We start from the raw sequence: 26,043 nt of genomic DNA on the forward strand, positions 1-26,043 counted from the left end.
CTCCGCGTAGCTTTGATTTTCGCTTGCTATACATCGTTCACTCATCCGAACTTCTGATTATGCGTAAACTTCTTCTCCCCCTTTCGGCCCTGACCATTGGGCTTATGATGGCTTCCTGCCAGGAAAAAGAAAATCCACAATTGAAAGAAGCCGCGGCCATTCACAATGAAGCCCATGAGATCATGGAAAGCATTGAGCCTGAAATCGCTTCGCTGGATAGTCTTCAATCACAGTTAGCTAACAAAAAAATAGCCGTTACGGATACTGCTGCGGTAGCTGCCAGTATCGCGTCCCTGAATAAGGTCAAAACTGATTTCAAGGAATGGGAGGAAAACCTAGTGACGGTTCCCGGCGTTGAGCATGAACACGAACATGAGCATAAAGACGGCGAGCACGAACACCATCACCACGAACACAAGAAAGCTCCTGATGCTACACCAGAGCAACACCTTGAAATTCAGAAAGAAATCAAGAAAAATATTGAGCAGATTCAAAGCGAACTGAAATCCGCGAAAAGTCAGGCGGAGGCTTTACTGAAACAATAGTTTGAGAATAGGATAATGTTTGAATGTTTGAATGTTTGAATGTTTGAATGTTTGAATGAAATAAAATTTTATCAAATCTTTCAAACGCCTCATTAATAAAACGCTGATTCCGTGGTTTTGCCATTGACTCAGCGTTTTTTCGTTTTATACTTTAGCTTCGTAGTGATTATTGATGATAAATCGGATGGACGAATTATACATGCAGCGAGCCCTCGAACTGGCTCAGTTAGGACAGGGATCGGTATCGCCAAATCCGATGGTAGGTTGCGTTGTGGTTCATAATAACCGGATTATTGGAGAAGGTTGGCATCAAAAATACGGTCAGGCTCACGCGGAAGTGAATGCCTTGAATGCTGTAGCGGAACGTCATTTACTACCCGAAGCAACGGTTTATGTCACCTTAGAACCCTGTTCCCATTTCGGAAAAACGCCTCCCTGTGCTGACCGGCTGGTAAATGAAGGGGTAAAAAGGGTGGTTATCTGTAATGATGATCCCAATCCGCTGGTCGCCGGACGAGGCATTCAAAAATTACGTGACGCTGGTATTGCAGTGACAACGGGCGTATTAGCCGCTCAGGGACGACTCATAAACCGTCGATTTTTCACGTATTTTGAGAAAAACAGACCGTATATTATTCTGAAATGGGCCGAAACCGCTGACGGTTTTCTGGCCGGGCCCGATTACCAGCCTCTGCACATTTCAAATGCTCTTTCCAGAAGGTTGCTTCACAAATGGCGAACGCAAGAGGATGCCTTTCTGGTCGGAACAAATACGGTTCGTTATGATAATCCGCAATTGAATGTTCGGCTCTGGAAAGGGAAAGATCCCGTTCGGGTTACGCTGGATCGAACCTTGAGTTTACCTCCCAATGCTCATTTTTTCGACGACTCTCAGTCCACGCTGATTTATAGCACTTCAGAGCGGCAGGCTACATCTACTACGGAGTGGGTTGTGCCAGAAGAATGGACGATTTCTTCCATCACGAAGGATCTTCGAAAACGTTCGATTCAAAGTCTGGTCGTTGAAGGCGGAACCCGACTATTGGAATCATTCATCAACGAAAATCTCTGGGATGAGATTCGAATTTTCCGTAGCTCCAATCGCATTCATGAAGGGATAGCAGCTCCCGCTTTTTCAGCCAAACCCGCCAGCCATGAGTTTCTACTGAAGGATGAGCTAACGGTTTATTTTCAGGATTCTTTCTAGGATAGAGCACTCGTAGTAGCTGGGCTCTGCCAAATGGTGGAAGTAAGGGATTCAAATCCATCTAACTAAACGAAAACCTCGGATTAAAATTCAGGTCCATCCAGACCGGGTCCATCCAGTAGGTAACCCCGATGCAACCCCGGGTTTTACCCGGGGCTATCTATGTTGAACCCCTCCGGGGTTATGGTTCTCATTTCCAGACCTCTCCCCACTACGCTCTTTCGGATTTGTAATCCGAAAGCCATCTGTTAGGGATTTATAATCCCTAAAGTAACATTGACCGTCTCTACTTCTGGCAGTCGCTTGCCCTTGTCGAGTAACTCAGATTCAAAACAATAAATATCTCAACAAGAAACCCCGGATTTTCATCCAGGGCTATTCAGGTTAAACCCCTCCGGGGTTAGTATTCTCATTTCCAAACGTCTCCCCTACCTTTACGGGTTTTCACTTTTCAACTGAAAACTGAAAACTGAAAACTGAAAACTGAAAACTCAAAACTCAAAACTCAAAACTCAAAACTCAAAACTCAAAACTCAAAACTCAAAACTCAAAACTGCAGCGGCGGCCACTCAAAACGCTAACTATTCCAGATTTCCCAGGATTTTTCTGCCTGTAACTCCAGCATTCGGTAGCCGTTATGCGTAGCAGCACCCTGCTCAGCTCCTTTTTTCATGAATAAGGTTTCTTCAGGGTTATAGACCAGGTCATACAAGAGATTTCGATCCGTTAATCCTTCGTAAGGCAAGTCTGGGCACGTGTCCACCTTTGGATACGTACCCAGCGGTGTTGAGTTAATGATCAACTGATACTCCGAAAGTAACCCTTCGTTTAAATCCGCGTAGTTGATAAATTCAATGGAATCTTTCCGGGAAACGGTCTTGTAGACAATTCCTAAATCTTCCAGTGCAACTCGAACCGCTTTGGTAGCACCCCCATCCCCCAAAATCAGGGCTTTGTGAGGCTGTAACTGCTGAAAAGGCTCCCATTGCTCCAGCGACTGCCGAAAACCCCAGTAATCAGAGTTGTAGCCCTTCAAATCGCCATTTGACAATACCTTGATTACATTCACCGCACCAATTCGCTCGGCTAAGGGATCCAATTCGGTTAAGAAAGGCAATACCTCTTTTTTATGCGGAATCGTTACGTTTAATCCTTTGAGTTCGGGCCATTGAGCCAGTAAGGCGGGTAAGCCATCTGCTTCAGGTAGCTCGAAAAGTTCGTAAACGTGAGTCTCCGAAAGTCCTTCCCGCTGGAATTTTTCAGTAAAGTAGCGTTTGGAAAACGAGTGTCCCAGCGGGTAACCAATCAAGGCGTATAAGTTCATCGTGCGTTTAGGGTTTTGCTTGCTAGTTAATAAAAAAGCGTAAAGTCGAATGAAACATCCGGCCTTTACGCTTTCAAATAGTGCTAATTAGGCAGCTTTCTTCGTCAGGAATTTTTCCTTCACAATACCCCAGAGGATGGGTAATACCGAAAGTCCAATGATTCCGAAAACCACAATTTCAAAGTTTTTCTTCACAAACTCCAGGTTGCCAAAGAAGTAACCCAGCAAACTAATACTCGTTACCCAAAGGACTGCTCCTGAGATACAGAAGAAAATATAACGGGCATACGTCATACTACCCGCTCCGGCTACGAAAGGAGCAATCGTCCGAACGATAGGTACAAAACGGGCAATGATCACCGTTTGTCCGCCGTACTTGGCATAGTATTCTTCAGTTTTGTACAGGTATTCCCGTTTGAAAAACAGAATTCGTTCGCGAGAACGGATGATGCCTGAAAAATACTTTCCAATGAAGTAATTGACGTTATCACCCAACAGAGCTGCTAAAATTAAAAGCGGAATAATTACCCAAACGGATAAATCGTTGGTATCACGGGCGGCCAAAGCTCCTGCGGCGAATAACAAAGAATCGCCGGGTAACAAAGGCATGACAATCAGGCCCGTTTCTACAAACACAATCAGGAAAAGAATTCCGTAAACTAGTAATCCGTACTCCTGAATCCAAACATCCAGGTATCGATCCAGGTGCAAAAGGAAGTCTAGCAGTCCTTTAATAAGTTCCATACAATAAAGTTGAAAGACAGATTTTAGTGAAATGGGAAATTAACAATCTTTATCCAGATTGAGAAAATGCGAGAAAGTATCTCCGCGTAAGCCCAAGCGAATGGTTTCTACTGAAATGACTTCATTAGGAGCAATGTTTCCCAGGTTAACGTTGGCTCCCAGCAATTGGACAAACCAAACTTGCTGAGCTTTTTGAGGAGCCTCCCAAATGACATTTTCAGCGGGAACCTGAGTCAGAATTTCTTCCACCAGCCCCTGACGAACTTCACCTGAAGAGCGGAATAAACCTACATTTCCCCCTTCACGAGCTTCTCCGATTACCTTCCAGGCACCGGCAGCCAGCTCAGCATTCATGAGCTGAATCCATTTATAAGGAGGAATAATTTTGGCTTCATCTTTAGACCCTACTTCTGAAAGAACCGTCACCTGCTTAGATAAGGTGCTGATATACTGAAGTTTTTCATCCTGAGGCATATCAATAGATCCATCAGAAACTTCGGCGTGAGATAAATCGAAGTTATCCAACAGACGGCGGTAGTCTTCAAATTGTCCCCGGATCACGAAAGCTTCGAAGAGGGTTCCACCAAAATAAACCGGAATACCTGCGTCCTTGTAAACTTTCAATTTCTCCTTGAGTTTCGGAGTAACGTATGAGGTTGCCCAACCCAGTTTTACAATATCTACGTGGTCGGCGGCAACGTCCAGGAAATCTTCTGTTTGTCTGATACTTAACCCTTTATCCATAGCCATAGTCAGGCCGTGCGTGCGGGGCTTCTGGGTGCGGTCAGGGATTTGATCTAAATGGTAATTCATACGGCAAAGATTGCTTTCACGAGAAAGTGCAAAAGTAGCCTTGTCCAAGCGATTGACAAGTAAACATGAATAATTCTATGGAAATGTTTTTTCTGGGTTGGCTTTATACTTAACGATTCAGCGAGTTTAGAGTTTTAGAAAATGTATTCTTTAACCTTTAGATAATAGCTAAATATCGTCCATATTATACTATTTATCAGCACTTTATCATAAATTAAAACCTTAATAACACCCCCTAAATGCAAGCTATAGAACTTGCTTATTAATTTTAAAATTCTACTTACAAAAATTAGAAAAAAGCATCGGTCATGCTCTCTCCTGTAAAGATCTATCAGGACAGACAGCACTTACACAAACGAAGAGAAGACGCATAAATTCGTCCTTTAATAGTCTGGTTATCAAAGCTTATACTGGATAAAAGCTACTCATTTCTACCTATTTTTTTCCTCAAACCTCCCCATTCTTACTTTTGGAATATTCTTTTTTCTATAGACTATACAACTCACGTTTAAAGTCATGAAAAAGAACATAATTGTACTCTCAACCGCCCTTGCCCTTATGGGTCTCAATGCCTGTCAAAGTAGTCGTTCAACACCTTCAGGCGATCGTCGTTCAGACTCGTTGTCCACTGCTTCAACGCAGATGAATAACATGAACAACAGCAGTAATTTCAGCACCGCACCGGGTGCCAGCACACCTGCTACTACGAATACGGGTGTAGTCGAACAAGCGGGAATGGTACCTAACAACTCTTTTGCCCGCTCCGATAACCGTGATCAAAAAACAACCGCGAGTCAGCCTAATGTTAATAACTCTACGAGTTCAAACTCGTCTATCGTGAGCAGTACGGCCATGAATCGTACAGCCGCTGTACCAGATCGGGTTGAATCGAATAGTGTTAGTAAAGAGTCGGCTCCGACAGTCAATAGTTACCTGAGTCAATCTTCGCGTTCAGGAAATACTTCGGGTAAATCACTACCTAATAATCCAGAAAATAGCGTAGCTCCTCCTACTGCTGATTCGTTGCAACGCTCGCAAGCCATGACGACACCCGGCCAACGAAATGGCGTAAATGCCACCGAAGCCATGACGGCCATGAACGTTAATACCGAACGCTCTATCGCTAATACTACTTCGGGCTCTGGTAATTTAATGACTAGAGTAAGTCAGCAATTAGACGCAGTGGATCGGGAATTAAAAAATTCGCCTTCACAGGCTCGCCGTATGGAGCTTAATAAAAAGCGTCAGATGTTGGTAGGAGCTTTAAATAAGCTTCAGGAAGTAGAGCAGACGCTCTCCAAAATGGAAGTAAAATCAGGAACCGCAAAAGAATAATTCTGCTCGTCAAAGCACCCCTGGACTTACACCTGAAGTATTTATGCAGGTGTAAGTCTTAAGTATTTATCCAACGGTTCACAGAATTTTATATTATGTGTAACAACAATTATATTATTTTTATAGCCTATTAATTCAATATCTTAGTATATAATGCTAATTATATACTAATAGTCAAAACAATATTCCGATAATAGTTCGATTAACAGAATCATAGTTATTTGCATACAACGTAATACACGTAAACATTATTTAATAAATTTATCTATTTTTGTAATGTTCGGATGTTTAACGACGTCTGAATGTCTGGTTGGATTTGAGAGCGATCTCAATTCAATCCAAAACAGACAAAGGTTGAAGGTTGAACGTTATTGGGCAGTGGCTTTGCAACTGCCCAATTTTTTTTAATCTAAAATCACTTGAAAAGTATACTTTACCGCTATGAAAGTTTTACTCATTCTCAGTCAGTTTGTTTTTACACTAGGTTTGACATCCCCTCCCAAACAAGAACCACTTGCCATTACGATTACCAATCTCAAGAATACGCGTGCTCCACTTAAAATTGCTGTATTCAGGAAGACTGATGAATTTCTGAAAAAGCCCTTCAAGTCCTACACGCTCGAACCGAACGGCGGCTCCTCTCCAACGCTTTTTGCCGACGATCTACCTTACGGCGAATACGCGGTGGCCATCTTTCAGGATGAAAATAAGGATGGAAAGCTTAACACCAATCTTCTGGGAATCCCCAAAGAACCCTACTGCTTTTCACAGAATTATCGTCCTAAGATTAAATCTCCTAAGTTTGAATCCTGTAAATTCATTTATTCAGCTAAGGACAACCGCATGTACTTACAGTTGTTATAATGCATTAACATTGAACCGTTAGTACGACAAACGGCTTTTCGTTTTCTACCTTTGTCTCATGAACTATTACGAACTACAGCTTCACGTTTCGCCGGGTTTTGCGGATATTTTTGTGGCTGAACTGGCAGAAATCGGTTTTGATTCCTTCGTAGAAGAGGATACGTATATTCTGGCGTACATTCCAGAAGAAGGTTTTCACCCTGAACCCATTCAGGAGATCATTCAGCGGTATGAATCCATTACCGGCCCGCTGGAGTATTCCATCAAGTTTATCGAAAAAGAAAACTGGAATGCGGAGTGGGAGAAAAACTACACGCCTATCGACGTCGAGGGCCGCGTGCTGGTTCGGGCCAGCTTCCACGAACTGGATGCCTCTAGTTTTGAGTATCAGATCGTTATTAATCCCAAAATGTCTTTCGGCACGGGTCATCACGAAACTACCTGGATGATGCTGGCTCATCAACTGGAAATTGATCAGGAAGATAAGCTGGTGCTGGACGTGGGTTCGGGCACGGGCATTCTGGCTATCATGGCCGGGTTACGCGGAGCGTCCTACGTTTCTGCCTTTGACATTGAAGAATGGGCTACCGAAAACGCCATTGAAAACGTAGCTCTCAACCATTTAAACGATATCGTTCACGTTCGTCAGGGCACTATTGAAGACGAACCCGCCGCCTTGTATGATGTTGTTCTGGCTAATATTAACCGGAATATTCTTTTACGGGAAATTCCCATCTACAAGGAGTTTATGAAACCCGGTGGGGTTTTGGTCGTCAGTGGTTTTTACGAACAGGATTTGCCTGAGATTGAAACCGTTGCACAGTCCGTTGGTCTGGAATTAGCCGTTACTAAAACCCGAAATGGCTGGGCAGCCGCTCGTTTCACGTATGTGGTTTAACCGTCCATTTTCAAACATAAGTCATTCATAATCAATACAAAAAAAGCTTCAATGGTATTATTGAAGCTTTTTTTGTTGCCTTCTTGGCGAAAACCCTTCAGTTTCACGTTTAAGAAAAGAATCGTACTGGAAACAGAAACAGCTTTCGACTGTTTTCCAGGGTATGGAAGGCCAACCCTTTAGTCTTATGCGAGTAGCACTACTTTTTATTTTTTGCCTGACGATGCATGTTTCATTGGCTCAGCAGGTTAAATTTTCCGATCAGCCCGAGCCTTTTGCTCAGGACGTTCAGACTGTTCTGACCTCGTTTGGGCAAGCTCAGTTGGGAGCCGACTTCAATACGGCCTGGGCCAGCATGAGTTCAGATCAGAAAACGCAGGTAATGGCTCTTACTAAAGCTATGATTGCGAAAAATATGAAGCAGCCGCCTTATTTGCTACCCTGGTTTCAGACTTTGAACGCAGCCGTGCAGACGCAGCAAATGAAGGGCACGGATTTAAGTAACTTCCTAACAGTCACCGAAAAAACCTTTAAGTCCAGCGATAGCAAAGGCTATCTTAGTTACCTCAATTTTTCGCGGCTGTTTTTAACTTCCCGACAACTTTTTACGTCAAACTTTAATAAGCTTTATACTTCAGGCGGCAAGTTTAATTTTCGTTTCATTGACCAGCCGCTCGATTATCGCACTTCAAAAACGGACGAGGCAGCCAAACCCACCACTCCTACCGAAAACAAACCCGCTGACGAGCCTACAGATGATGGCTGGGGCAATACTACTAGCTGGGATGATTCCAGTTGGGACACGCCCGTAGCCGTTACCGAGGCCGTTAAGGCTCTTCCACAGCCCCAAACGCTCGCTGCCGGGCCCGTACTTGATTTACAGGATGCTTCCTTTTCGATGGTCACCGCTCAGGATTCGTTTGTGGTTGACAAAGCGACACTGAGTTTAGGGATCAAAGAAGGATTAATCTATGGTAAGTCAGGTCATTATACCTGGAATATTGGTGAATTGAATCAGGCGGGCGTTGATCTGAAATCCTATAAAATTTTAGTAAAGACGCCACGATTATTCGCCAATGAAGCCACTCTGACCTATAAAGAACGGTTGAGTACCCCCGTGAAAGGAAACTTCCGATTTGAAAGCCGGAAGCGTCCCGCGAATGCACCTGTTACCCAGCCTCAGTTTCAGTCGGAAGAGGCGGATGTAGAAATCAAAAACCTGGGGAAAGACCTTACGTATCGCGGAGGCTTTGCTCTCATTGGGTCGAAAGCTTACGGTGCTGCCGCCAACGGGAAACGAGCTATTATTACCGTTCAGCAGGATGGGCAAGTAGCCTTCAAAGCACAGAGTAAAGGTTTTGAGTTAAGTGATTCACTGATTTACAGCCCCGCAGTGCAGTTTACGGGCTATTATCCCACGGGCGATACACTTACGCACCCTTCCATTCGCATGACGTATAACACCCAGACCAAACAGTTGCGTCTGGCTCGTCAGGAACGCGGGGGGTATCGCAGTGCATCCTTCAGCGATAGTTATCACGGATTTGCCATTCGGGCCGATGCGGCCAAATGGAGTTTACCCAGCAAACACCTGGAGTTTGATATTATTTCGGGACAAAATGCCGTCCCTGCCCGATTCGAATCGGTGGATTATTATGAATCCACCCAATACGAAAAACTGACCAGTCCGCAGGGGTTTCACCCCGTTACCATTCTGGCTAATTGCCTCAAGCAAAAAGGCATTTCGGCTATTACCGTGGACGAACTCGCGGCTCATTACAAACGCGATGGCAAGCTTATGCGGGACGCTTTGATTCCGCCCATTGAGCAAGGTTTTATTGACTATAATCCTGATACCGATCAGGTCAGGCTCAGTTCGAAAGGTCAACATTACTTGCAGGTAGCCTTGGCGAAAAAGGATTTTGATAACCTCGCCATTCTCTCCACACAGGCTGGTTCTGATCGGGATAGTTTAGCCAATGCTTCCATCAATTTCAAAGATAACTTCCTGACTATTCGCGGTGTAGCTCCCTTCAAAGTAAGTGATTCACTGAAGATTTTCATTCGTCCCGCCGACAAGGTAGTTCGGGTAGGTAAAAACCGCTCGTTTGTTTTCAATGGCGAAATGAAGCTGGATAATTTCCGCTTTAAAGGCCGCGATCTTAATTTTAATTACGAGCAGTTTTACGTAAATCTCGATAAACTTGATACCGTAACCTTCGTTCCTCAACAGATGAAAGGAAAGAAAAACTCGAAGGAAATTGGTCAGGATTTGAAATACGGTTCGGGTAAACTTTACCTCGGAAAGCCCAATAATAAATCCGGGAAAAAACCCAGTGCTCCGCGACTGGTTGTGCAGGATGGGGTTAACATCTACTTTGATGATACCACCCGACTCGCCGGAGCGTATAACCGAAAGGTTTACTTCAAAATTCCCAAAATTGATCAGGACAGCTTAACAAGTAAGGACATTGAGTTTTCAGGAACCTTCTACTCCGATGGGGTTCTGCCCCCCATTCAGACGAAGTTGATTACCATGCCCGATAACTCCCTCGGCTTTGCCTATAAAGTCCCCGAAGCGGGCCTGAAACTGTACGAAGGCAAGGGTAATCTGAAAGTAACCGGCACGCTGACAATGGACAATAATGGACTGAAAGCCGATGGCGTCTTAAGCACGTTGACGACCTCGCTGGAAGGCAAACAGTTTGTGTTAACCCCCGACTCGGTCGTTAGCTTTACGGGTACTTCCGGGCGTATCAAGGAAGGAACCGTTGGCAAAGCTTATTTCCCCGAAGTAGCTTTCAAATCCTACGAAATGAAATGGTTACCTAAGGTAGATAGCCTGGTTATTACAGAAAAAGAAAGTTCGCTGGACTTTTATAATGGAAGTTCACAACTGAAAGGAAGCTTGTTAGTGCGTTCTACCGGACTGTTTGGCGAAGGGGTAATGAAGCGAAAAGATTCGGAAATCAGCTCCGAAAATTTCTCCTTTAACAAAAACCAGTTCATAGCTCAACGGGCTCAGATTCAGATTGGCACTGGGGAGAAACCTGCCCTGTTGGGCCGGGCTGTAGACGTCACCTTCAATACAGCAGCTCAGAATGCCCTCATTCAAACGCCCAAAAACGCGACGCTGGAAGATTCGTCAAGTCTGTTTTTCCCTTACGCGGCTTACACTACTACCATTAACCGGGCCGACTGGGACATTGCCAAAAAGAAGATTACCATGAAAGGTAATGTAAACAGTTCGACTTTCATTTCGACGAATCCATCGCAGGAGGGGCTGGCCTTTAATGGAGCGGAAGCACTGTACGAAATTGATAAAATGACGTTGAATATTAAGGGGGTTCCTTACATCAAGTCAGCGGATGCCAAGATCATTCCTAACAAAGGGCTGGTATCCATCAAACAGGATGCAGAAATGATTCCGTTGAAAAAGGCTCGCGTAGTGGCGGATACAGTTAATGAATTCCACCATTTATCCGACGGAAATATTCAGATTCTTTCAGCTAAGAAATTCGAAGGGGATGCGATTTACCAATACATCCGTTCCAAAGGCGATACGACTAAGTTAAAAATTGATGCCTTCGAATTCCGGGAAGTCACTAACAGTCAGGCCGTTGCTTCGGCTAAACCAAGTCGTAAGAATAAAGCCGAAAAAACCGTTCATTCCGGTCTGAGCTATGGAACAGTGGCCCGCTCAGGAGTTAGCGAAGAGAATAACTTCCTGCTCACGCCCCGACTGGCTTACAAAGGCGATATCACGATGGTAGCTGCCAATCCGGGCCTCACCTTCAAGGGAGCCATTCAAACACGCCTGAAAAGTAAAATTGCCGAGCCCTCTTGGATTCCCTTCGAAGGTTCTACGGGCGACAGTCTGAGTTTGAGCGTGGATGGCCTGAAAGCCGAAGATGGTCAGACCCCTCTGTATACGGGTCTGCACTTTGGTGGCGAAGGTTTATACCTGAGTTTCCTTTCGCCAAAAGTTAATCCTCAGGATGCGGACATTTTCACCGCCAGTGGTCGTTTGCGGGATGATGTCAAGACGAATCAGTTAACAATTGCCAGCGACGTTCGGGCGAATGACGAAACACTGGAAGGTCCGAAATACGTTCTCAATGACAATAAAAAGATAATTACGTTTGAGGGGCCTATTCAGTTATTCTCGCCGGCTACAGCCGTACAGTCGGCAGGTTACGCACGGCTCGTTCCCGATTCCACCAAGTATCTTTTCAATACCTTATTAGTATTGAATACGTCCATTCCGGCGGCGGTAATGAACATTGCCGGAGACAAAATTGTCAAAACCAATCTGGACGAAAAGATCAGCGAGGAAGCCGCCGAGCCCGACTTTGATCGTTTATTACTGAAAATTGCAAACGTGGCAGGTGGCAAAACTGCCGAACAATTCACGCAGAAATCGACCAATGGAGCGAACGTTCCGCTGGCTTCCCTTTCGCCGAAATTTGCAGCTACAGCGGTGTTATCTAATCTGAGTATGCGGTACAATCCCGAGAATCAGGCCTTTTATAATGTTGGGAAAATCGGGGTATCTAACCTTGGTACCACCGACATTAACGGGCAGTTTGACGGAGCCTTGGAAATTCGGAAAAATCCAGGTGGTATGGATGACTTGTTCTTCTACCTTGAGCTAAATCCAGATGTCTGGTATTACCTGGCATTGGTTCAGGGCACTACGGAAGTGTATAGTTCGGATCAGGATTTCAACGGACAGTTACAGGCTAAAACGGGCAAGGATAATAAAATCAGAATCGCTTCGGAGGAAGATAAAAATAACTTCGTAGACCGTTTCAGCACCATGTATCGCCCTCGTTCGAGCAGTCAGCCCCGTAAACCGAAACCCGTAGTAGCGGCTCAGCCCAAAGAGGAAAAAGCAGAGCCGACAGAAGCCCCTCAACAGGTTACGGGCGAAAAACCCAAAGCAGCTAAAAAAGAAGCCGTTACCGAAGAGAAAGTAGCCGCAGAATCGGACGATCAGCCTGTAGAAGAAATTCTGGAAGACCCGAAAAGTAAAAAATCCAAAACGAAGAATAAAAAGGCAATCGTGCAGGCTCCGGTGAAAAAGCCGGTAGCCAGCGATTCTACCAAAACCAAAAAGATTACTTCGCTTTCAGAAACCGAAGAAGCCGCTCCGGTAAAAAAACCGGCAGAAAAGAAAACGGGTTTTTAGTTTGTAAAAGAGACGGGTGAACACTCGTCTCTTTTTATGATTACTTAGTTAAGGCTTTATCTTTACGAGCCGCTTTATACCTCTTTACACTATGAATGTTATTGTTACCGGAGCCGCTCAGGGCATTGGTTTTGAAATTTGTCGGCAAATGGCTCTTCGCGGAGCTTCCGTTTTGCTGAATGACATTGACGAAATCATGGCTCAGCATGCGGCGGCCCGAATTCGGTCAGAAGGCGGAAATTGTCAGATTCTAGCGGGCGACGCTTCCGATGTTGAATTCATCAAACGACTGGTTCAAACCGCAGTTACCCAGTTTGGATCGCTGGATATTTTAGTAGCCAACGCGGGAATCACTACCTTCGGCGACTTCTTTGAGTACCAGCCCGAATCCCTTCAAAAACTGCTGGATCTCAATATTCGGGGTAACTTTTTTCTCACGCAACAGGCCGCCTTACAAATGCGAAGCCAAGGTCAGGGGGGACGAATTTTATTGATGTCTTCGGTAACAGGACAGCAATCGCATGCGTATCTTGCGGCATATGGCATGACCAAAGCAGCCCTTCAAATGTTGGCGAAGTCACTGGTAACGGAGCTTTCGCCCTATGGTATCACGATCAACTGCGTAGCTCCCGGAGCAACCCTCACCGAACGAACACTCGATGACCCAGATTATACCTCCACCTGGTCGCGGATTACGCCTCTGAAAAAACCCGCTACGGTAGCAGACATTGCAGCAGCAGTCCTGTTCTTAACTTCGCCCGAAGCGGGGCATATTACGGGCCAGACACTCGTGGTAGACGGCGGCTGGACCAGCCTAAGTCCTTCTCCTTATTAAAAATACTTCGGCACTGTCTTTTTAGAATCGCCTATTCTTAACGTATCTTCTCCATCTATGCAATTTGACTTAAAGCAATTTCACGAACTCACTGTCCAGGAATTGTATGAAATTTTAGCACTTCGTTCCGAAGTGTTTGTGGTTGAACAGAATTGCCCTTATCAGGATATTGACGGAAACGACCCCAAAGCCTGGCATTGCCTGGGCAAGGATGACGACACCGGAAAGCTTATTGCTTACACCCGTCTGTTTGATCGCGACGTTTGTTTTAAAGGCTATACAGCCATTGGCCGCGTAGTTACCTCTCCTGCCGTTCGTAGTTCAGGTTTAGGCAAGCGTTTGATGGAAGCTTCCATTGCCTACTGCCGCCGCCTGTTTGGTCCACACATGATTAAAATTGGAGCTCAGACCCATCTGGTGAAGTTCTATACTTCTTTAGGCTTTATCTCTACAGGAATGGAATATATCGAAGACGGCATTCCTCATACTTACATGACCTATCAGCATCATTCGAAGATTTCGTAAGTACCTCCTGATCATACCCGTAATTTGATTGAATCAAAGTACGGGTATGATTGATCTATTTTCCTTTCAGAGACCGTCCAAGACCCTCGCAGTCGCTCGGCTCTAGCCGAGTGACAATCTAGCTTGGCAGGCCTCTGGCCGATGGTGGCAAGTCTGTTTTTGTTAGGGAAGTTGTTCTCTGACCCGCTACTCATTCGCATCCTACCGGCCAGAGGCCTAAAGCTAAGTGGTCACTCGGCTGGAGCCGAGCGACTGCGGGGGATCGGAGAAATTATTCACGTTTAGGCAGTCGCTCCGAAATCAACAAAAAATCCCGAAAGCTGAGCTTCCGGGATTTTAATTTTTACGTCAGTCTATGGTTATTCAGCCGAAGCGACAACCTGTATTTTTTGTGTATTGGTGAACGTACGACCATAGGCATCTTTTGCCCGAACCTCAATCGTATGATTGCCTTCCGCCATATTACCGGGCAGAGCTGCCTTCCATAAGTGCGTACAGGTTACCGGATTGGATGGACGCATCCCCTTCAAAGGTTCCGTAGCCTCATCCCAGCGTAAGCGAGTTTTCAACATGATGGGGTCGGGTTCTGCCACCTGAGTCATGGCTTTCCAGCTTCCATCATCCAGCCGATATTCCAGTTGATCTTTTTCACTGCCCTGAAAGAAGTTAGCATACACCTCGCCCTTTGCCGACTGGCGACGAGCAATCACTTTCGGAGCATGAATGCCAATCTTATAATCTTCCGGCTGTCCTGCTACGCGGTAATCAAAGGCATATTCATTCCCTTTGAATGAAAGGAACATATAACCTTTCGGGGTGCCATCCCGCATCATGGAAACGGGTACCCCTTTCTCGTTCATTTCACCGGAATACCAGTCGCCCGAGGTTGTTCCTACGTTGTACTCGTGGTGCGGTTTTTCACGGGTAAATCCTTCTTCCTTACCAAAGAAATGGTGTAACTGGAAGTGCGTATGTGCTGAAAGGGAGAGCGTATGAGGAAAATCCTTCAGAGCGTTAAACATCCGCTGACGGTCTTCCGGGCGAAACTCTTCAATGGGAGGAATGTGGTAACAGAAAACGATCAGTTTGTCTTTAGGAACTAGTTTCAGATCATTTTCAATAAAGTCTAACTGGTCGGGACGCAAACCGCCCAAATACCCTTTCCCGTCCCGAGGATCGGGATAGAGGATGTTATCCAGCACGACAAAGTGAACATCTCCGCTGTTGAAAGCGTAATTGTTCGGACCAAAAGCGGCTTCGAAGCTTTCATCCGACAAACTATCCGCCTGGGCATCGTAGTTCATGTCGTGATTACCCATGACATTGAACCAGGGCAGCCCCAACTGCTGGATGGCTTTCTTATAGGAAGGATATAGTTCAGGATTATCCCCTACTTCATCCCCCAGACTAATGCCGAAACGAACACCTTCGGTTTTGGTCTTTACTTCGTCGATAATTCCTTTCTTGAAAAAGCTTACCTGCTCTTCGGAATATACCTGAGGATCTCCGAAAACCAGAATTTTGAAATCAGTAGGTTCGTTTTGCTTCATTAACGCAAAATCCACTGACTTAGAAAGGGCTCCCGTGGCTACTACTCCCGCAAATTTCGTTTTGGGCGAGCCTTGCGGCTTGTGATGACGGTAAAACTGAGGCAGATTAAACTCATTCACCGGCAGACGATACCCGGAGGGCTTAATCACGAAAATGGTCTGATCCTGACCTAAGGGTAACTCGTATTTACCCTGAGCATCGGTCAAAACTACCTCACGACCATTAGATACGGCCACTTTCGCAAGTCCTGCTTCTTTTTTATCCTTCTTGCCGTTACCGTTCTGGTCTTCATACACAAAGCCTTTTACCTGGCCCTGAGCAAAAACTGAACCCCACAACAGCGTACCAATTCCGCACGCAATCAGTCGATTTAACATAGAATTTTATTCAGAAATCAGAGGAACGTGTTATTCAATCCAGTCTTCTTCGTCAGAAATAAAGTCGTACTCTTCAAGCAGAAACTCCATCATTTCTTCGAGAATCTCATCGAGCACACCCGACTGAGCAGGCTTGCTATCGTACCAGCGAACGATGGCTTTTTCGGTAAGAACGGGCTGATCTTCTTCGTTTTTTTCAACGCGAATCAAAAACGAAGGTTGTTCCGTGTGCAGGACGTAATCAACGTCTGTATCAGCGGGCATTGATAATAAAAACTTGGGAAGCATGGCGTAGTAATGCATGTGTTTACCCCACAAAATTGAAGCGTTAATCCAGGCTTAACCAAGTTATTTTTTCGTTAAGCGGCTTCATAATCTTTTAATATTGAAATACTTCTAACGAACGACACCAAAAAAATAGCCCCGGATTGTCATCCAGAGCTATTTGAAATGTGCAGACTTCCTCACCGTTGAGGCAGAGCGTTAAAACTCTACCACAATCCCCACCGAGGCGTAGTTAATCCAGTTAAACGTATACACACGATCTACATCCGCTCCTCCTTCTACCACCCGGTAACCCAGTTTCAGGTTTGCCTGCTCGCCTAACGCATAGGTAATACCACCAAAAATATCTTCCGCCCGTCCCTGTTTCGAACCCAAGGCATCGCCTTCAATCAGTAAGCCCCAGCGTTCGGTAGGTTTCCAGCCTGCATAAAAGTTAATGAGGGGGACAAAACCAAAATTATCAAAATACGTATCCTGTCCTTCGTTCTTAAAACGCACCTTCGCATCCCGAATTTTGGCCGTCAGACCCGCCCCTATTCGCCAGTGTTCATTGGCCACAAAATCATAGCGGTACGTCAGGCGGTAGGAATTGAATGTATAGTCAACCGTAACGGGACGATTAGCCGCAAAAGTGGTAGCATTAAAACGAACATCCTGCGAAAAATTCCCGTCATAACGAACGGTCAACGGTGCATATAAAGCTGAAATATGATGGCGGTTATCAATAATGTAATCGGCCCGGAGGCGGAAGAATACTTTAGGTTTTACATTCAGTTCTTTGGCAATATCCACTAGCGTACCGCCCTGATTGGGTATGCGAATCTTGTTATAATTTGTTCCTAAAACCAGCCCTGATTCTACATCCAGGCGGATCTGAGCATGGACCGTTGTCAGACCTAGTAAAGCGAAGCACAGCAAATAAATCTTTTTCATGACGAGAAGTAATAGTTTAGAATCAGTGAATTTATTTCCAAAAAATGCTAGCCAGAACGTTCATTCAGGGAGTTACCAGAACTAAAACCCCCGACAATGGATTGATATAACGCAAGAAGAAAAAGACGTAAAGCTGTCTCTCACCATTTTACGTAAATTTTAATCTTATCCTTAGTCGAGAAAATATGCAGTATACGGATGCGATATATGGTTCCTATGAAATTGAGGGCGTTTGTGCGGAAATCATTCAGAGTAAACTATTCCAGCGATTAAAAACCATTCATCAGGGCGGGGCTAATTTTCTGGTAGACAGCCGCTTACAGCATACCCGTTATGAGCATTCCATTGGTGTTATGTTACTAATCAGGAGGCTTGGTGGTGACGAAAAAGAACAGATTGCAGCCCTCTTGCACGACATTTCCCATACGGCTTTCTCGCACGTAATTGATTATGTCTTGGACATTAGGGACGAATCTTTTCACGAAGAATGGTACGAAACCTTTGTCTCTTATCCTGAAATTTCTTCTATTCTTCAAGCAAACGGGTATACTTCCCAGCAATTCATTCAAGAAAATTTTCCCTTACTGGAACAGCCTTTGCCCCGATTATGTGCCGACCGGGTGGACTATACTTTACGGGATTTGTATCACGCTGAGTTAATTAACTCGACTGAAATTGATTTTTTTCTTTCCCACTTATCAATTCATGAAAACCGAATGGTAGTAACTTCCAAAGAGTCTGCCCGTTGGATCAAAGCCAGCTACACTATTCTGAACGAAGATTATTTTCACAAAAAAGAAAACCTGTTTGCTAATCAGAAATTTGCGGAGTTATTAAGAGAAGGATTAGGTCGGAAATTATTACTGGAAAGTGATTTTTTTCAGGACGATCAGCACATCATTAATCTCCTCGAATTCGATATGTATACCAAAATAAAGCTGGAACGAATCAGAACTATGACCGATTTTGATCCAGCGATACCAAGCACTATTATCGTCAAGAAAAGAGAGTTAAATCCCGAAATAATTCAGGGAGGTAAGACTTATTTTCTTAACACGATTCCTTCCTGATGTAATACTATTTCGATTCGTAGCAGAAGTTCAACCTTCGCTTTTATCTAGTGTTTGTACTTGATTTACAGAAAGCTTACACCAGAAATGTGATTCATCACGTGCCTTATGAACCGTAAAGTACAACTTTTGCAACCCTAAACATTACTAGAGGTCTTTCAATGAAGATACCTGAGCACGTAGCAACGAGTCAGCGGCCATTTGCCTTTTAATTTCCTGAAGTAACTCCGGTGAAAGTTGGGGTTGCCGACTGATAATATCCACACCTTCGGGCGTGAATAAGGTCTTTGAAAAGTAAATCACGGCCCATTGCCCTTGAGGGTCGATTAACCGAACCTCCCATTTGCTTTTCAGTAAACCCAATAAGCCTTTTCCCCGCCAAATAAAGGCATTGGGTTTCTTCTCGTCAGGATAATCATAACCCGTAATCGTTTTTTTCTTTCCTTTTTTCTGATACTTCACCTCGTCGAGCAAGACGCCGGGCTTTTCAGGAACGGGGGTATAGGTGAAGGTGGGGTTATGCTTATTGCCTTTCAGCCACATGGGGAAATTGGTACTGCAAATGAACCAGGTTCCGACGATAACTTTTAGTAAAGAATCCATAGCTGATGGAATTGCGGATAAAACAGATTTAGATCGTAGATTCGCCTATCATTCAAACTTCCCTTATGAAAAAACGATACCTGACCCTTCTCCTCTTCGGTTCGGTTCTTACCAGCAAGGCTCAGACTTTATACCAGCCTCCGGTGTTTACGGACCCAGACCGTCTCGAAAAAATTAAAAGTGCTTTACCTGCCATCGAAAAACAGGTAGAGGAAGAATTTCGGAAAAATAACTTCCCAGGCTTAACCTACGGCATTGTTGTCGATGGGCAGTTGATAGACAGCCATAGTTTCGGTTTAACCAACCTCGCTCAGAAGACGGCAGCTAGCTCAAAATCGCTCTTCCGAATTGCCTCCATGACTAAAAGTATTACGGCCATGGCTATCATTAAGCTACGCGATGAAGGCAAGCTGCGTTTGGATGATCCGGTTCAGCAATATATTCCTGAAGTCAAAAAAACGCCTGCGTTAACCGTCGATGCTCCGGTTATTACGATTCGGCATTTGCTAACCCACGCGGCTGGTTTTCCCGAAGATAACCCCTGGGGTGATCGCCAGCTTGCCATTGCCGACGCGTATTTTCTGAAAATGCTGGGGAAAGGCGTTTCTTTGTCAAACCCTCCCGGTATAACGTACGAATACAGCAACATGGGTTTTGCCATGTTAGGCCGCATTATCACCGTCGTTACCCAAACGCCTTATCAGGAATACATTACTAAGGAAATTCTTAAACCCTTAGGTATGACCCATACCGTATGGGACTTTTCTAAAGTTGAGCCTGAGTTACTGGCTCACGGGTACCGCTGGGAAAACGAAAAATTTGTCGAAGAGAAACTATTACCGGATGGTGCCTACGGAGCCATGGGCGGTTTATTAACTTCGATAGAAGATTTCAGTAAGTATGTCTCTTTTCATTTGGCGGCCTGGCCCGCTCGCAGTGAAGCCGGCACCGGCCCGATCCGTCGGAGTTCGGTGCGGGAGATGCAGCAACCAGCCAATTTTGCTGGTTTAAGTACCTCTCTAAAAGCCAACGGCACGCCTTACTCCGTTTCCTCAGCTTACGCCTATGGCCTTCGCTGGACCCGGGATTCAGACGCGATTACTACCGTTGGGCACAGCGGAGGCTTACCCGGCTTTGGCAGCAACTGGCGGATTTTACCCGAATATGGCATCGGCGTCATTACCTACGCTAACCTTACCTACGCCAACGCGGGCCTGATTAATACCAAAATCATTGAAACGCTTCTGGCCTCGGCTGATTTGAAGAAGCGACAATTACCTGTTTCCAAAATCCTGAATCAGCGAAAAAAAGACCTGGTTTCGGTGCTGAAAGACTGGAATCAGGCCAGCCATTACCCCATTTTTGCCGAAAACTTCTTTCCTGACAAATCACTGGCTTTACGCAAAAAGGCTTCCGAAGAGTTATTCAGCAAAGTCGGAAAAATTGTAAAAGTAGGCGATTTGATTCCTGAAAATCAGCTACGGGGCACTTTCATCATGGAAGGTGAGCAAGGAAAAGTACTGGTGTATTTCACCCTATCCCCCGAAAACCCGGCCCTAATCCAGCAGTTGGATTTACGAGAAGTGAAATAAAGAGTTGTTGGAATAAAGTTTGAGTGTGTTTGATTATGGTTTGAATGCCTTTGGTCAATGGGTTTTAGAGTTATGTAAACTCTTTTACTGATGAATTTAATCATGAGATCAAACCTCCCGAAACAGTTCTAAAACATCATCAAACCATAATCAAACACACTCAAACCTTAAACTCCACACAACACGGCAATTTACATTTTCTCAAACCTTACTCCCCTTTGAAACGTTAAACCTCAAACTAATTCAAGTCACATGAAGTACAGAGAATTAGGCGAATCAGCCTTGCAGGTATCAGCTATAACGTTTGGTGCCTGGGCCATTGGCGGATGGATGTGGGGCGGAGCCGATCGAAAAGAAGCCGTAGAAGCCATTAAGGCCTCACTCGATGAAGGAGTTACCTCCATTGACACTGCTCCCGTATATGGTATGGGGGTTAGTGAAGAAATCGTTGCAGAAGCACTTCAGGGCGTTGCCCGTGATAAGGTTCAGATTCTGACCAAATTTGGCATGCGTTGGGACGTGAAGCAGGGCGATTTTGCTTTTCACACGCAGAACAACGATGGCCAGGAAATTGACGTCTATAAATACGCTGGCAAGGATAGCGTCATTCAGGAGTGCGAAAACAGCCTTCGTCGTCTGAAAACGGATTATATCGACCTGTACCAGATTCACTGGCCCGACAGCACCACACCGATCAGTGAAACGATGGAAGCCCTGGACATTTTACAAAAACAGGGAAAAATCCGGGCCGCCGGAGTTTGTAATTATTCCACGGCTCAGTTTATGGAAGCCGAAGAAACGCTCTCGCTGGCTTCTAATCAGGTACCTTACAGCATGGTAGAGCGTTCCATCGAAAAAGAACTGGTTCCTTATGCCATGGCTCGGCAGAAAGCAATTATTGCTTACAGCCCCCTGCAACGAGGCATTCTGACGGGTAAAATCAAGCCTGGGCATCAGTTTGGCGAAGGTGATACCCGCTCGGGATCAAGATTTTACCAGCCTGAGAACCTGACAAAAATCAACGCTTTTCTCGACGAAATTCGTCCAATGGCTCAAGAGAAAGGGGCTACTTTGTCTCAGTTAGTCATCCGCTGGACTATCGAACAACCCGGTATTACCGTTGCTTTGGTAGGTGCCCGCAATGCGGAACAAGCCATCCAGAATGCTCAGTCGATTCACATTTCATTATCGCCGGAAGAGATAGGTGTCATTAACAAGCACCTCTCCACTTTGAGCCTGATTTAGATAGAATTACGTTTCTACGCCGAAGTAGGCAAGTGCCCACTTCGGCTTTTTTTGCCTCCCTGAGCCATTTTCTGCGTTTAGTACAATTCTTATTTATATCCATTCTATTCTTACTCTTTTGCAAAAAAACTGTCCAATAAGCTCACAGAGCATTGCGACGGTTTGGGGAAAACTACTATTTTTGCCACATCACTATTCAAAGTGTAGTTATAACATTTCCAGTTTGTAACTTCTCATTGAGAAAAAACCTCTACCCGTTACAGCGTACGTAAAGAAGTGTTTCATAGCTTTCTACGCCGTAACCTCAATTAGCGAAGGCATGATCCCAGAAGTTGTCCAGAAAATTCCGCTTCAATATTACATTTACCTCGCTTCGGCCTTATTCATTATCGGCATTATTGGAGTGCTTACCCGTCGCAACGCCATCATTATTTTTATGTCGGTGGAGTTAATGCTGAATGCCGTTAATTTGTTACTCATCGCTTTCTCAACGTACCGTTCCGATCCGAATGGGCAGGTGTTTGTGTTTTTTATTATGGCCGTCGCCGCAGCGGAAGTGGCCGTTGGTCTGGCCATTATTGTTATGCTGTATCGAAACATCCGCTCGCTGGATGTGGGCTTGATGAATAAAATCAAGTGGTAAATCCTTTGTTTTCGGCCCCTCCACTAACGAGTAAGCAGGTACGTCTTTACCTCCACTGAACTATGAATTTAGCCTTATTCATTCCTTTATTACCCTTCCTCGGATTCCTAATTAATGGGTTAGGCTTCCGCCGGATACCTAAATCTCTGGTAGGCCTCATCGGAACCGGAGCTTCGCTGGCTTCTTTTGTGATCGTAGCAAGCCTATTCCTTAATTTTTCGGGCGAAGCTCAGACCATTCCTCTTTACGACTGGTTTACGGTTGGTAACCTGAATATTTCCTTTGCTTTTCAGATCGATCAGCTTTCGCTGATTATGATGCTGATTATCACCGGAATTGGCTCGCTCATTCATCTTTACAGCATCGGTTACATGCACCACGATGAAGGGTTTGGCAAGTTTTTCGCTTTCCTGAATCTCTTCCTTTTCTTCATGCTCCTGCTGGTGATGGGTTCTAATTACCTCATCATGTTCATTGGTTGGGAAGGCGTGGGCCTTTGCTCGTATTTACTCATTGGTTTCTGGAATCAGAATCCAAGCTATGGTTATGCCGCCCGCAAAGCCTTTGTGATGAACCGAATTGGGGACTTAGGCTTTCTGATTGGGATTTTTCTGATCATTAACCAATTCGGAAGTCTGGAATTTTCCAGTGTTTTCCCAGCCGCGGCTCAGTTAAGCATTGGCGATCAGGGAATTTTCTGGATTACCATCTGTCTGTTCATCGGAGCAATGGGTAAGTCCGCCCAGATTCCGCTGTATACCTGGTTACCCGATGCCATGGCAGGTCCAACGCCCGTGTCGGCACTGATCCACGCGGCCACGATGGTAACTGCCGGAATTTACATGATTGTTCGCTCCAATATTCTTTATACCCTCGCTCCTGATACGCTTCACCTCATTGCCTGGGTAGCTCTGGCGACGGCTCTATTAGCGGCTTCGATTGGCCTCTTCCAGAATGACATTAAGAAAGTACTGGCCTACTCTACCGTCTCTCAATTAGGATATATGTTCCTGGGTCTGGGCGTTGGAGCGTATAGCTCGGGCTTCTTCCACGTGATGACTCACGCGTTCTTCAAAGCTTTGTTATTCCTTGGTGCAGGCTCGGTTATTCACGCCATGAGCGACGAGCAGGACATTCGTTCCATGGGAGGCTTACGCAAGAAACTGCCCATTACTTTTCTGACGTTTTTATTAGGAACCATCGCTATTTCCGGCATTCCTCCTTTTGCGGGTTTCTTCTCGAAAGATGAGATTCTGGCTCATGTATTCGAACACAGTCCACTCATGTGGGGCCTGGCGGTATTTGGTTCCATGATGACGGCCTTTTATATGTTCCGTCTGCTTTTCCTGACGTTCTTCGGCGAGTTCAGGGGAACGCACGAACAGGAACATCACCTGCACGAATCACCCCTTACCATGACCTTACCGTTAATGGTGCTGGCAGTTTTATCCGTATTAGGTGGCTTCCTGAATGTGCCCGCCATCTTTGGTGGTTCCGCTAAACTCGACGCTTTCCTCGACCCCATTTTCGAACTTTCCAAACGGGTTAATCCCGAAGCGTTTGCAGGGGTTCATCTGGATCATTCAACGGAGTTAACACTCATGGGCGTTTCAGTAGCCGGAGCTGTGCTTTCAATCATTGTAGCTTTTGTCCTATACGTCAGTCGTAACGCCGTTCCCGAACCTGACGAAGAAATCACGGGCCTTAAGAAACTCATCTACCATAAGTACTACGTCGATGAGATTTATAACGCCGTTTTCGTCAAACCAACGCAGGCCTTATCCGGCTTTTTCTACCGCATTACCGACCAGATCATTTTAAATAAGGGGGGCGTTGAAGGTCTGGGTAATTTTGTTAAAGGCCTTTCCAATGAGTTCCGCCTATTACAGACCGGTACCACCAGCTTTTACCTCTTCATCATGGTGACGGGTATTGCTGCCATTCTCATTTATAGCCTTCGGTCTTTGATTTTCAACGCATAAGTAAAATAAAGATATGCTTACCCTCATCCTGATACTGATTCCTCTGGTCCTGGCAGCGGTTTTGCTGGGTTTACGTGGCGGAGCCGTCAAGCGAGTGGCTCTGATCGCCTCACTGGTTGAATTAGCCTTAGCCGTTTACGTTCTTTCCATCTTTAAAGCCGATACATCGAGTCAGTTTTCCTTAAGCTATGACTGGATTTCATCCGCTGGTATTCAGTTTGCTATTGGCATCGATGGCATTAGCGTACTGCTGGTATTACTCAGCACGTTACTAGTACCGCTGATTATTCTTTCCACCTTTAATCACAGTTACCGCAACCCTTCCGCCTTTTATGCCCTCATTTTGATGATGCAATCGGCCCTGGTTGGGGTTTTCGTGGCAAAAGATGCCTTTCTGTTTTACTTCTTCTTCGAAGCAGCCCTGATTCCCATTTATTTCATTGCGGCTTCCTGGGGCGGAGAAAATCGAATTCCGGTAACGTTCAAGTTTTTCATTTATACCATTTTCGGTTCATTATTCATGTTACTGGGCCTGGTTTATCTGTACCTCCAGACGCCTGGTTCGCATAGCTCTTTACTTTCAGCTTTTTATGAATTAAAGCTTTCAGCCGCTCAGCAGAGCGTATTGTTCTGGGCTTTGTTCATTGGTTTTGCCATCAAAATGCCCGTATTCCCTTTCCACACCTGGCAGCCTGATACGTACGTAGAATCGCCCACACCAGCGACTATGCTACTGGCCGGAATTATGCTGAAAATGGGTACTTACGGACTCATCCGAATCGTATTACCCATCGTTCCCGAAGGGGTTCAGGAATGGGGACTGGTAGCGGTGATTTTATCCGTAACGGGCATTGTATACGGTTCTATTATTGCCATTCAGCAACAGGATATGAAACGGCTCGTAGCGTATTCATCCTTCGCTCACGTAGGTTTGATGGCGGCAGGTATTTTCTCCTTAACCCTCGACGGGTTACAAGGCTCCCTCATTCAAATGCTTGCTCACGGTATTAATGTGGTCGGGCTGTTTTTCATTATCGAAATCATCTTCAGCCGCACGCAAAGCCGGGATTTGAGCCAGTTAGGAGGCATTACTCAAAACTCTCCCGTATTGAGTGTCTTCTTTATCATCATGGTATTAGGTAGCGTAGCCCTGCCTTTGACGAATGGTTTCATTGGTGAATTTCTGCTGCTAAAAGGCGTCTTTACTTATAATACCTGGATCGGTATCGTAGCCGGAACAACCATTATTTTCGGTGCAGTCTATATGCTTCGTATGGTTCAGAAATCCATGTTTGGACTGCAAACCACCGCTACCGAGCAATTCACGGATCTGAACCTTAATGAAATTCTGGTTCTGCTTCCGCTGGCTGTTTTTGTATTCTGGATTGGTCTGTTTCCTAATGCATTTCTGAAACTAACCGAACCAGCCGTTGCCGAGTTGCTACGCACCCTGAAGTAAGACGAAGCGGTATTTTTTCATT

General features: G+C 45.2%; 21 protein-coding genes. 14 read left to right on the plus strand and 7 right to left on the minus strand.

Annotated elements, in window-relative coordinates:
* Positions 1-59: 59 nt before the first annotated feature.
* A complete protein-coding gene (locus QE390_RS02655) occupies positions 60-545 on the plus strand; it encodes a hypothetical protein (RefSeq protein ID WP_307140986.1) in 486 nt (161 codons plus the stop codon).
* Between the two features lie 184 nt (positions 546-729).
* Positions 730-1,752 (plus strand): bifunctional diaminohydroxyphosphoribosylaminopyrimidine deaminase/5-amino-6-(5-phosphoribosylamino)uracil reductase RibD, encoded by a 1,023-nt coding sequence (ribD, locus tag QE390_RS02660; protein WP_307140987.1) that lies wholly within the window; start codon positions 730-732, stop codon positions 1,750-1,752.
* A gap of 577 nt (positions 1,753-2,329) precedes the next feature.
* On the opposite strand, the gene QE390_RS02665 is transcribed toward ribD, so the two are convergent.
* From QE390_RS02665 to QE390_RS02675, 3 genes are all read right to left on the minus strand, one after another.
* Positions 2,330-3,076 carry a shikimate dehydrogenase gene (locus QE390_RS02665; RefSeq protein WP_307140988.1) on the minus strand — a complete coding sequence of 249 codons (747 nt, stop codon included), beginning with the start codon at positions 3,074-3,076 and terminating at the stop codon, positions 2,330-2,332.
* Between the two features lie 87 nt (positions 3,077-3,163).
* Positions 3,164-3,820 carry a DedA family protein gene (locus tag QE390_RS02670; protein ID WP_106635202.1) on the minus strand — a complete coding sequence of 219 codons (657 nt, stop codon included), beginning with the start codon at positions 3,818-3,820 and terminating at the stop codon, positions 3,164-3,166.
* Between the two features lie 39 nt (positions 3,821-3,859).
* Positions 3,860-4,633: a phosphosulfolactate synthase gene (locus QE390_RS02675; protein ID WP_106635201.1), complete on the minus strand. Its 774-nt coding sequence runs from the start codon at positions 4,631-4,633 to the stop codon at positions 3,860-3,862.
* 516 nt (positions 4,634-5,149) lie between these two features.
* On the opposite strand from QE390_RS02675, the gene QE390_RS02680 reads away from it, so the two are divergent.
* The 6 genes from QE390_RS02680 to QE390_RS02705 all read left to right on the plus strand — a co-directional run bounded on the left by QE390_RS02680 (position 5,150) and on the right by QE390_RS02705 (position 14,281).
* Positions 5,150-5,968, plus strand: coding sequence for a hypothetical protein (locus QE390_RS02680; protein WP_307140989.1), 819 nt, complete (start codon positions 5,150-5,152; stop codon positions 5,966-5,968).
* Positions 5,969-6,409: 441 nt separating this feature from the next.
* A complete protein-coding gene (locus QE390_RS02685; protein WP_106635199.1) occupies positions 6,410-6,832 on the plus strand; it encodes a DUF2141 domain-containing protein in 423 nt (140 codons plus the stop codon).
* Between the two features lie 58 nt (positions 6,833-6,890).
* Complete coding sequence (gene prmA, locus QE390_RS02690; RefSeq protein ID WP_106635198.1) at positions 6,891-7,730, plus strand: 50S ribosomal protein L11 methyltransferase; 840 nt, start codon at positions 6,891-6,893, stop codon at positions 7,728-7,730.
* 187 nt (positions 7,731-7,917) lie between these two features.
* Positions 7,918-12,921: a hypothetical protein gene (locus QE390_RS02695; protein ID WP_307140990.1), complete on the plus strand. Its 5,004-nt coding sequence runs from the start codon at positions 7,918-7,920 to the stop codon at positions 12,919-12,921.
* Between the two features lie 91 nt (positions 12,922-13,012).
* Positions 13,013-13,756, plus strand: coding sequence for an SDR family NAD(P)-dependent oxidoreductase (locus tag QE390_RS02700; RefSeq protein WP_307140991.1), 744 nt, complete (start codon positions 13,013-13,015; stop codon positions 13,754-13,756).
* 57 nt (positions 13,757-13,813) lie between these two features.
* Positions 13,814-14,281, plus strand: coding sequence for a GNAT family N-acetyltransferase (locus QE390_RS02705; RefSeq protein ID WP_106635195.1), 468 nt, complete (start codon positions 13,814-13,816; stop codon positions 14,279-14,281).
* A gap of 359 nt (positions 14,282-14,640) precedes the next feature.
* On the opposite strand, the gene QE390_RS02710 is transcribed toward QE390_RS02705, so the two are convergent.
* The 3 genes from QE390_RS02710 to QE390_RS02720 form a co-directional block, all read right to left on the minus strand.
* A complete protein-coding gene (locus QE390_RS02710) occupies positions 14,641-16,209 on the minus strand; it encodes a calcineurin-like phosphoesterase family protein (protein ID WP_307140992.1) in 1,569 nt (522 codons plus the stop codon).
* A gap of 30 nt (positions 16,210-16,239) precedes the next feature.
* Positions 16,240-16,512: a hypothetical protein gene (locus QE390_RS02715; RefSeq protein ID WP_106635193.1), complete on the minus strand. Its 273-nt coding sequence runs from the start codon at positions 16,510-16,512 to the stop codon at positions 16,240-16,242.
* A 180-nt stretch (positions 16,513-16,692) separates the two neighbouring features.
* Positions 16,693-17,427 carry a hypothetical protein gene (locus tag QE390_RS02720; protein ID WP_307140993.1) on the minus strand — a complete coding sequence of 245 codons (735 nt, stop codon included), beginning with the start codon at positions 17,425-17,427 and terminating at the stop codon, positions 16,693-16,695.
* A 185-nt stretch (positions 17,428-17,612) separates the two neighbouring features.
* Between QE390_RS02720 and QE390_RS02725 the strand changes: the two genes are divergently transcribed.
* On the plus strand, positions 17,613-18,497 hold the full coding sequence (locus QE390_RS02725; protein WP_307140994.1) for an HD domain-containing protein: 885 nt from the start codon (positions 17,613-17,615) through the stop codon (positions 18,495-18,497).
* A gap of 147 nt (positions 18,498-18,644) precedes the next feature.
* On the opposite strand, the gene QE390_RS02730 is transcribed toward QE390_RS02725, so the two are convergent.
* Positions 18,645-19,100: a lipocalin family protein gene (locus QE390_RS02730; RefSeq protein WP_106635190.1), complete on the minus strand. Its 456-nt coding sequence runs from the start codon at positions 19,098-19,100 to the stop codon at positions 18,645-18,647.
* 65 nt (positions 19,101-19,165) lie between these two features.
* Between QE390_RS02730 and QE390_RS02735 the strand changes: the two genes are divergently transcribed.
* From QE390_RS02735 to QE390_RS02755, 5 genes are all read left to right on the plus strand, one after another.
* Positions 19,166-20,692, plus strand: coding sequence for a serine hydrolase (locus QE390_RS02735; protein WP_307140995.1), 1,527 nt, complete (start codon positions 19,166-19,168; stop codon positions 20,690-20,692).
* 252 nt (positions 20,693-20,944) lie between these two features.
* On the plus strand, positions 20,945-21,937 hold the full coding sequence (locus QE390_RS02740; protein WP_307140996.1) for an aldo/keto reductase: 993 nt from the start codon (positions 20,945-20,947) through the stop codon (positions 21,935-21,937).
* Between the two features lie 319 nt (positions 21,938-22,256).
* Entirely contained in the window at positions 22,257-22,580 is a 324-nt protein-coding gene (gene nuoK, locus QE390_RS02745; RefSeq protein ID WP_106635187.1) for an NADH-quinone oxidoreductase subunit NuoK, read from the plus strand.
* 62 nt (positions 22,581-22,642) lie between these two features.
* On the plus strand, positions 22,643-24,562 hold the full coding sequence (nuoL, locus tag QE390_RS02750) for an NADH-quinone oxidoreductase subunit L (RefSeq protein WP_307140997.1): 1,920 nt from the start codon (positions 22,643-22,645) through the stop codon (positions 24,560-24,562).
* Between the two features lie 13 nt (positions 24,563-24,575).
* Positions 24,576-26,021, plus strand: a complete 1,446-nt coding sequence (locus QE390_RS02755; RefSeq protein ID WP_307140998.1) for a NuoM family protein — start codon at positions 24,576-24,578, stop codon at positions 26,019-26,021.
* Positions 26,022-26,043 lie beyond the last annotated feature (22 nt).

Source organism: Siphonobacter sp. SORGH_AS_1065 (genome assembly GCF_030818595.1).
GTDB lineage: Bacteria > Bacteroidota > Bacteroidia > Cytophagales > Spirosomataceae > Siphonobacter.

Excerpts from the sequence above, each read along its gene's own strand:
- QE390_RS02655 (WP_307140986.1), top strand. The coding sequence starts at position 60 with ATGCGTAAACTTCTTCTCCCCCTTTCGGCCCTGACCATTGGGCTTATG.
- ribD (WP_307140987.1), top strand. The coding sequence starts at position 730 with ATGGACGAATTATACATGCAGCGAGCCCTCGAACTGGCTCAGTTAGGA.
- QE390_RS02665 (WP_307140988.1), bottom strand. The coding sequence starts at position 3,076 with ATGAACTTATACGCCTTGATTGGTTACCCGCTGGGACACTCGTTTTCC.
- QE390_RS02670 (WP_106635202.1), bottom strand. The coding sequence starts at position 3,820 with ATGGAACTTATTAAAGGACTGCTAGACTTCCTTTTGCACCTGGATCGA.
- QE390_RS02675 (WP_106635201.1), bottom strand. The coding sequence starts at position 4,633 with ATGAATTACCATTTAGATCAAATCCCTGACCGCACCCAGAAGCCCCGC.
- QE390_RS02680 (WP_307140989.1), top strand. The coding sequence starts at position 5,150 with ATGAAAAAGAACATAATTGTACTCTCAACCGCCCTTGCCCTTATGGGT.
- QE390_RS02685 (WP_106635199.1), top strand. The coding sequence starts at position 6,410 with ATGAAAGTTTTACTCATTCTCAGTCAGTTTGTTTTTACACTAGGTTTG.
- prmA (WP_106635198.1), top strand. The coding sequence starts at position 6,891 with ATGAACTATTACGAACTACAGCTTCACGTTTCGCCGGGTTTTGCGGAT.
- QE390_RS02695 (WP_307140990.1), top strand. The coding sequence starts at position 7,918 with ATGCGAGTAGCACTACTTTTTATTTTTTGCCTGACGATGCATGTTTCA.
- QE390_RS02700 (WP_307140991.1), top strand. The coding sequence starts at position 13,013 with ATGAATGTTATTGTTACCGGAGCCGCTCAGGGCATTGGTTTTGAAATT.
- QE390_RS02705 (WP_106635195.1), top strand. The coding sequence starts at position 13,814 with ATGCAATTTGACTTAAAGCAATTTCACGAACTCACTGTCCAGGAATTG.
- QE390_RS02710 (WP_307140992.1), bottom strand. The coding sequence starts at position 16,209 with ATGTTAAATCGACTGATTGCGTGCGGAATTGGTACGCTGTTGTGGGGT.
- QE390_RS02715 (WP_106635193.1), bottom strand. The coding sequence starts at position 16,512 with ATGCATTACTACGCCATGCTTCCCAAGTTTTTATTATCAATGCCCGCT.
- QE390_RS02720 (WP_307140993.1), bottom strand. The coding sequence starts at position 17,427 with ATGAAAAAGATTTATTTGCTGTGCTTCGCTTTACTAGGTCTGACAACG.
- QE390_RS02725 (WP_307140994.1), top strand. The coding sequence starts at position 17,613 with ATGCAGTATACGGATGCGATATATGGTTCCTATGAAATTGAGGGCGTT.
- QE390_RS02730 (WP_106635190.1), bottom strand. The coding sequence starts at position 19,100 with ATGGATTCTTTACTAAAAGTTATCGTCGGAACCTGGTTCATTTGCAGT.
- QE390_RS02735 (WP_307140995.1), top strand. The coding sequence starts at position 19,166 with ATGAAAAAACGATACCTGACCCTTCTCCTCTTCGGTTCGGTTCTTACC.
- QE390_RS02740 (WP_307140996.1), top strand. The coding sequence starts at position 20,945 with ATGAAGTACAGAGAATTAGGCGAATCAGCCTTGCAGGTATCAGCTATA.
- nuoK (WP_106635187.1), top strand. The coding sequence starts at position 22,257 with ATGATCCCAGAAGTTGTCCAGAAAATTCCGCTTCAATATTACATTTAC.
- nuoL (WP_307140997.1), top strand. The coding sequence starts at position 22,643 with ATGAATTTAGCCTTATTCATTCCTTTATTACCCTTCCTCGGATTCCTA.
- QE390_RS02755 (WP_307140998.1), top strand. The coding sequence starts at position 24,576 with ATGCTTACCCTCATCCTGATACTGATTCCTCTGGTCCTGGCAGCGGTT.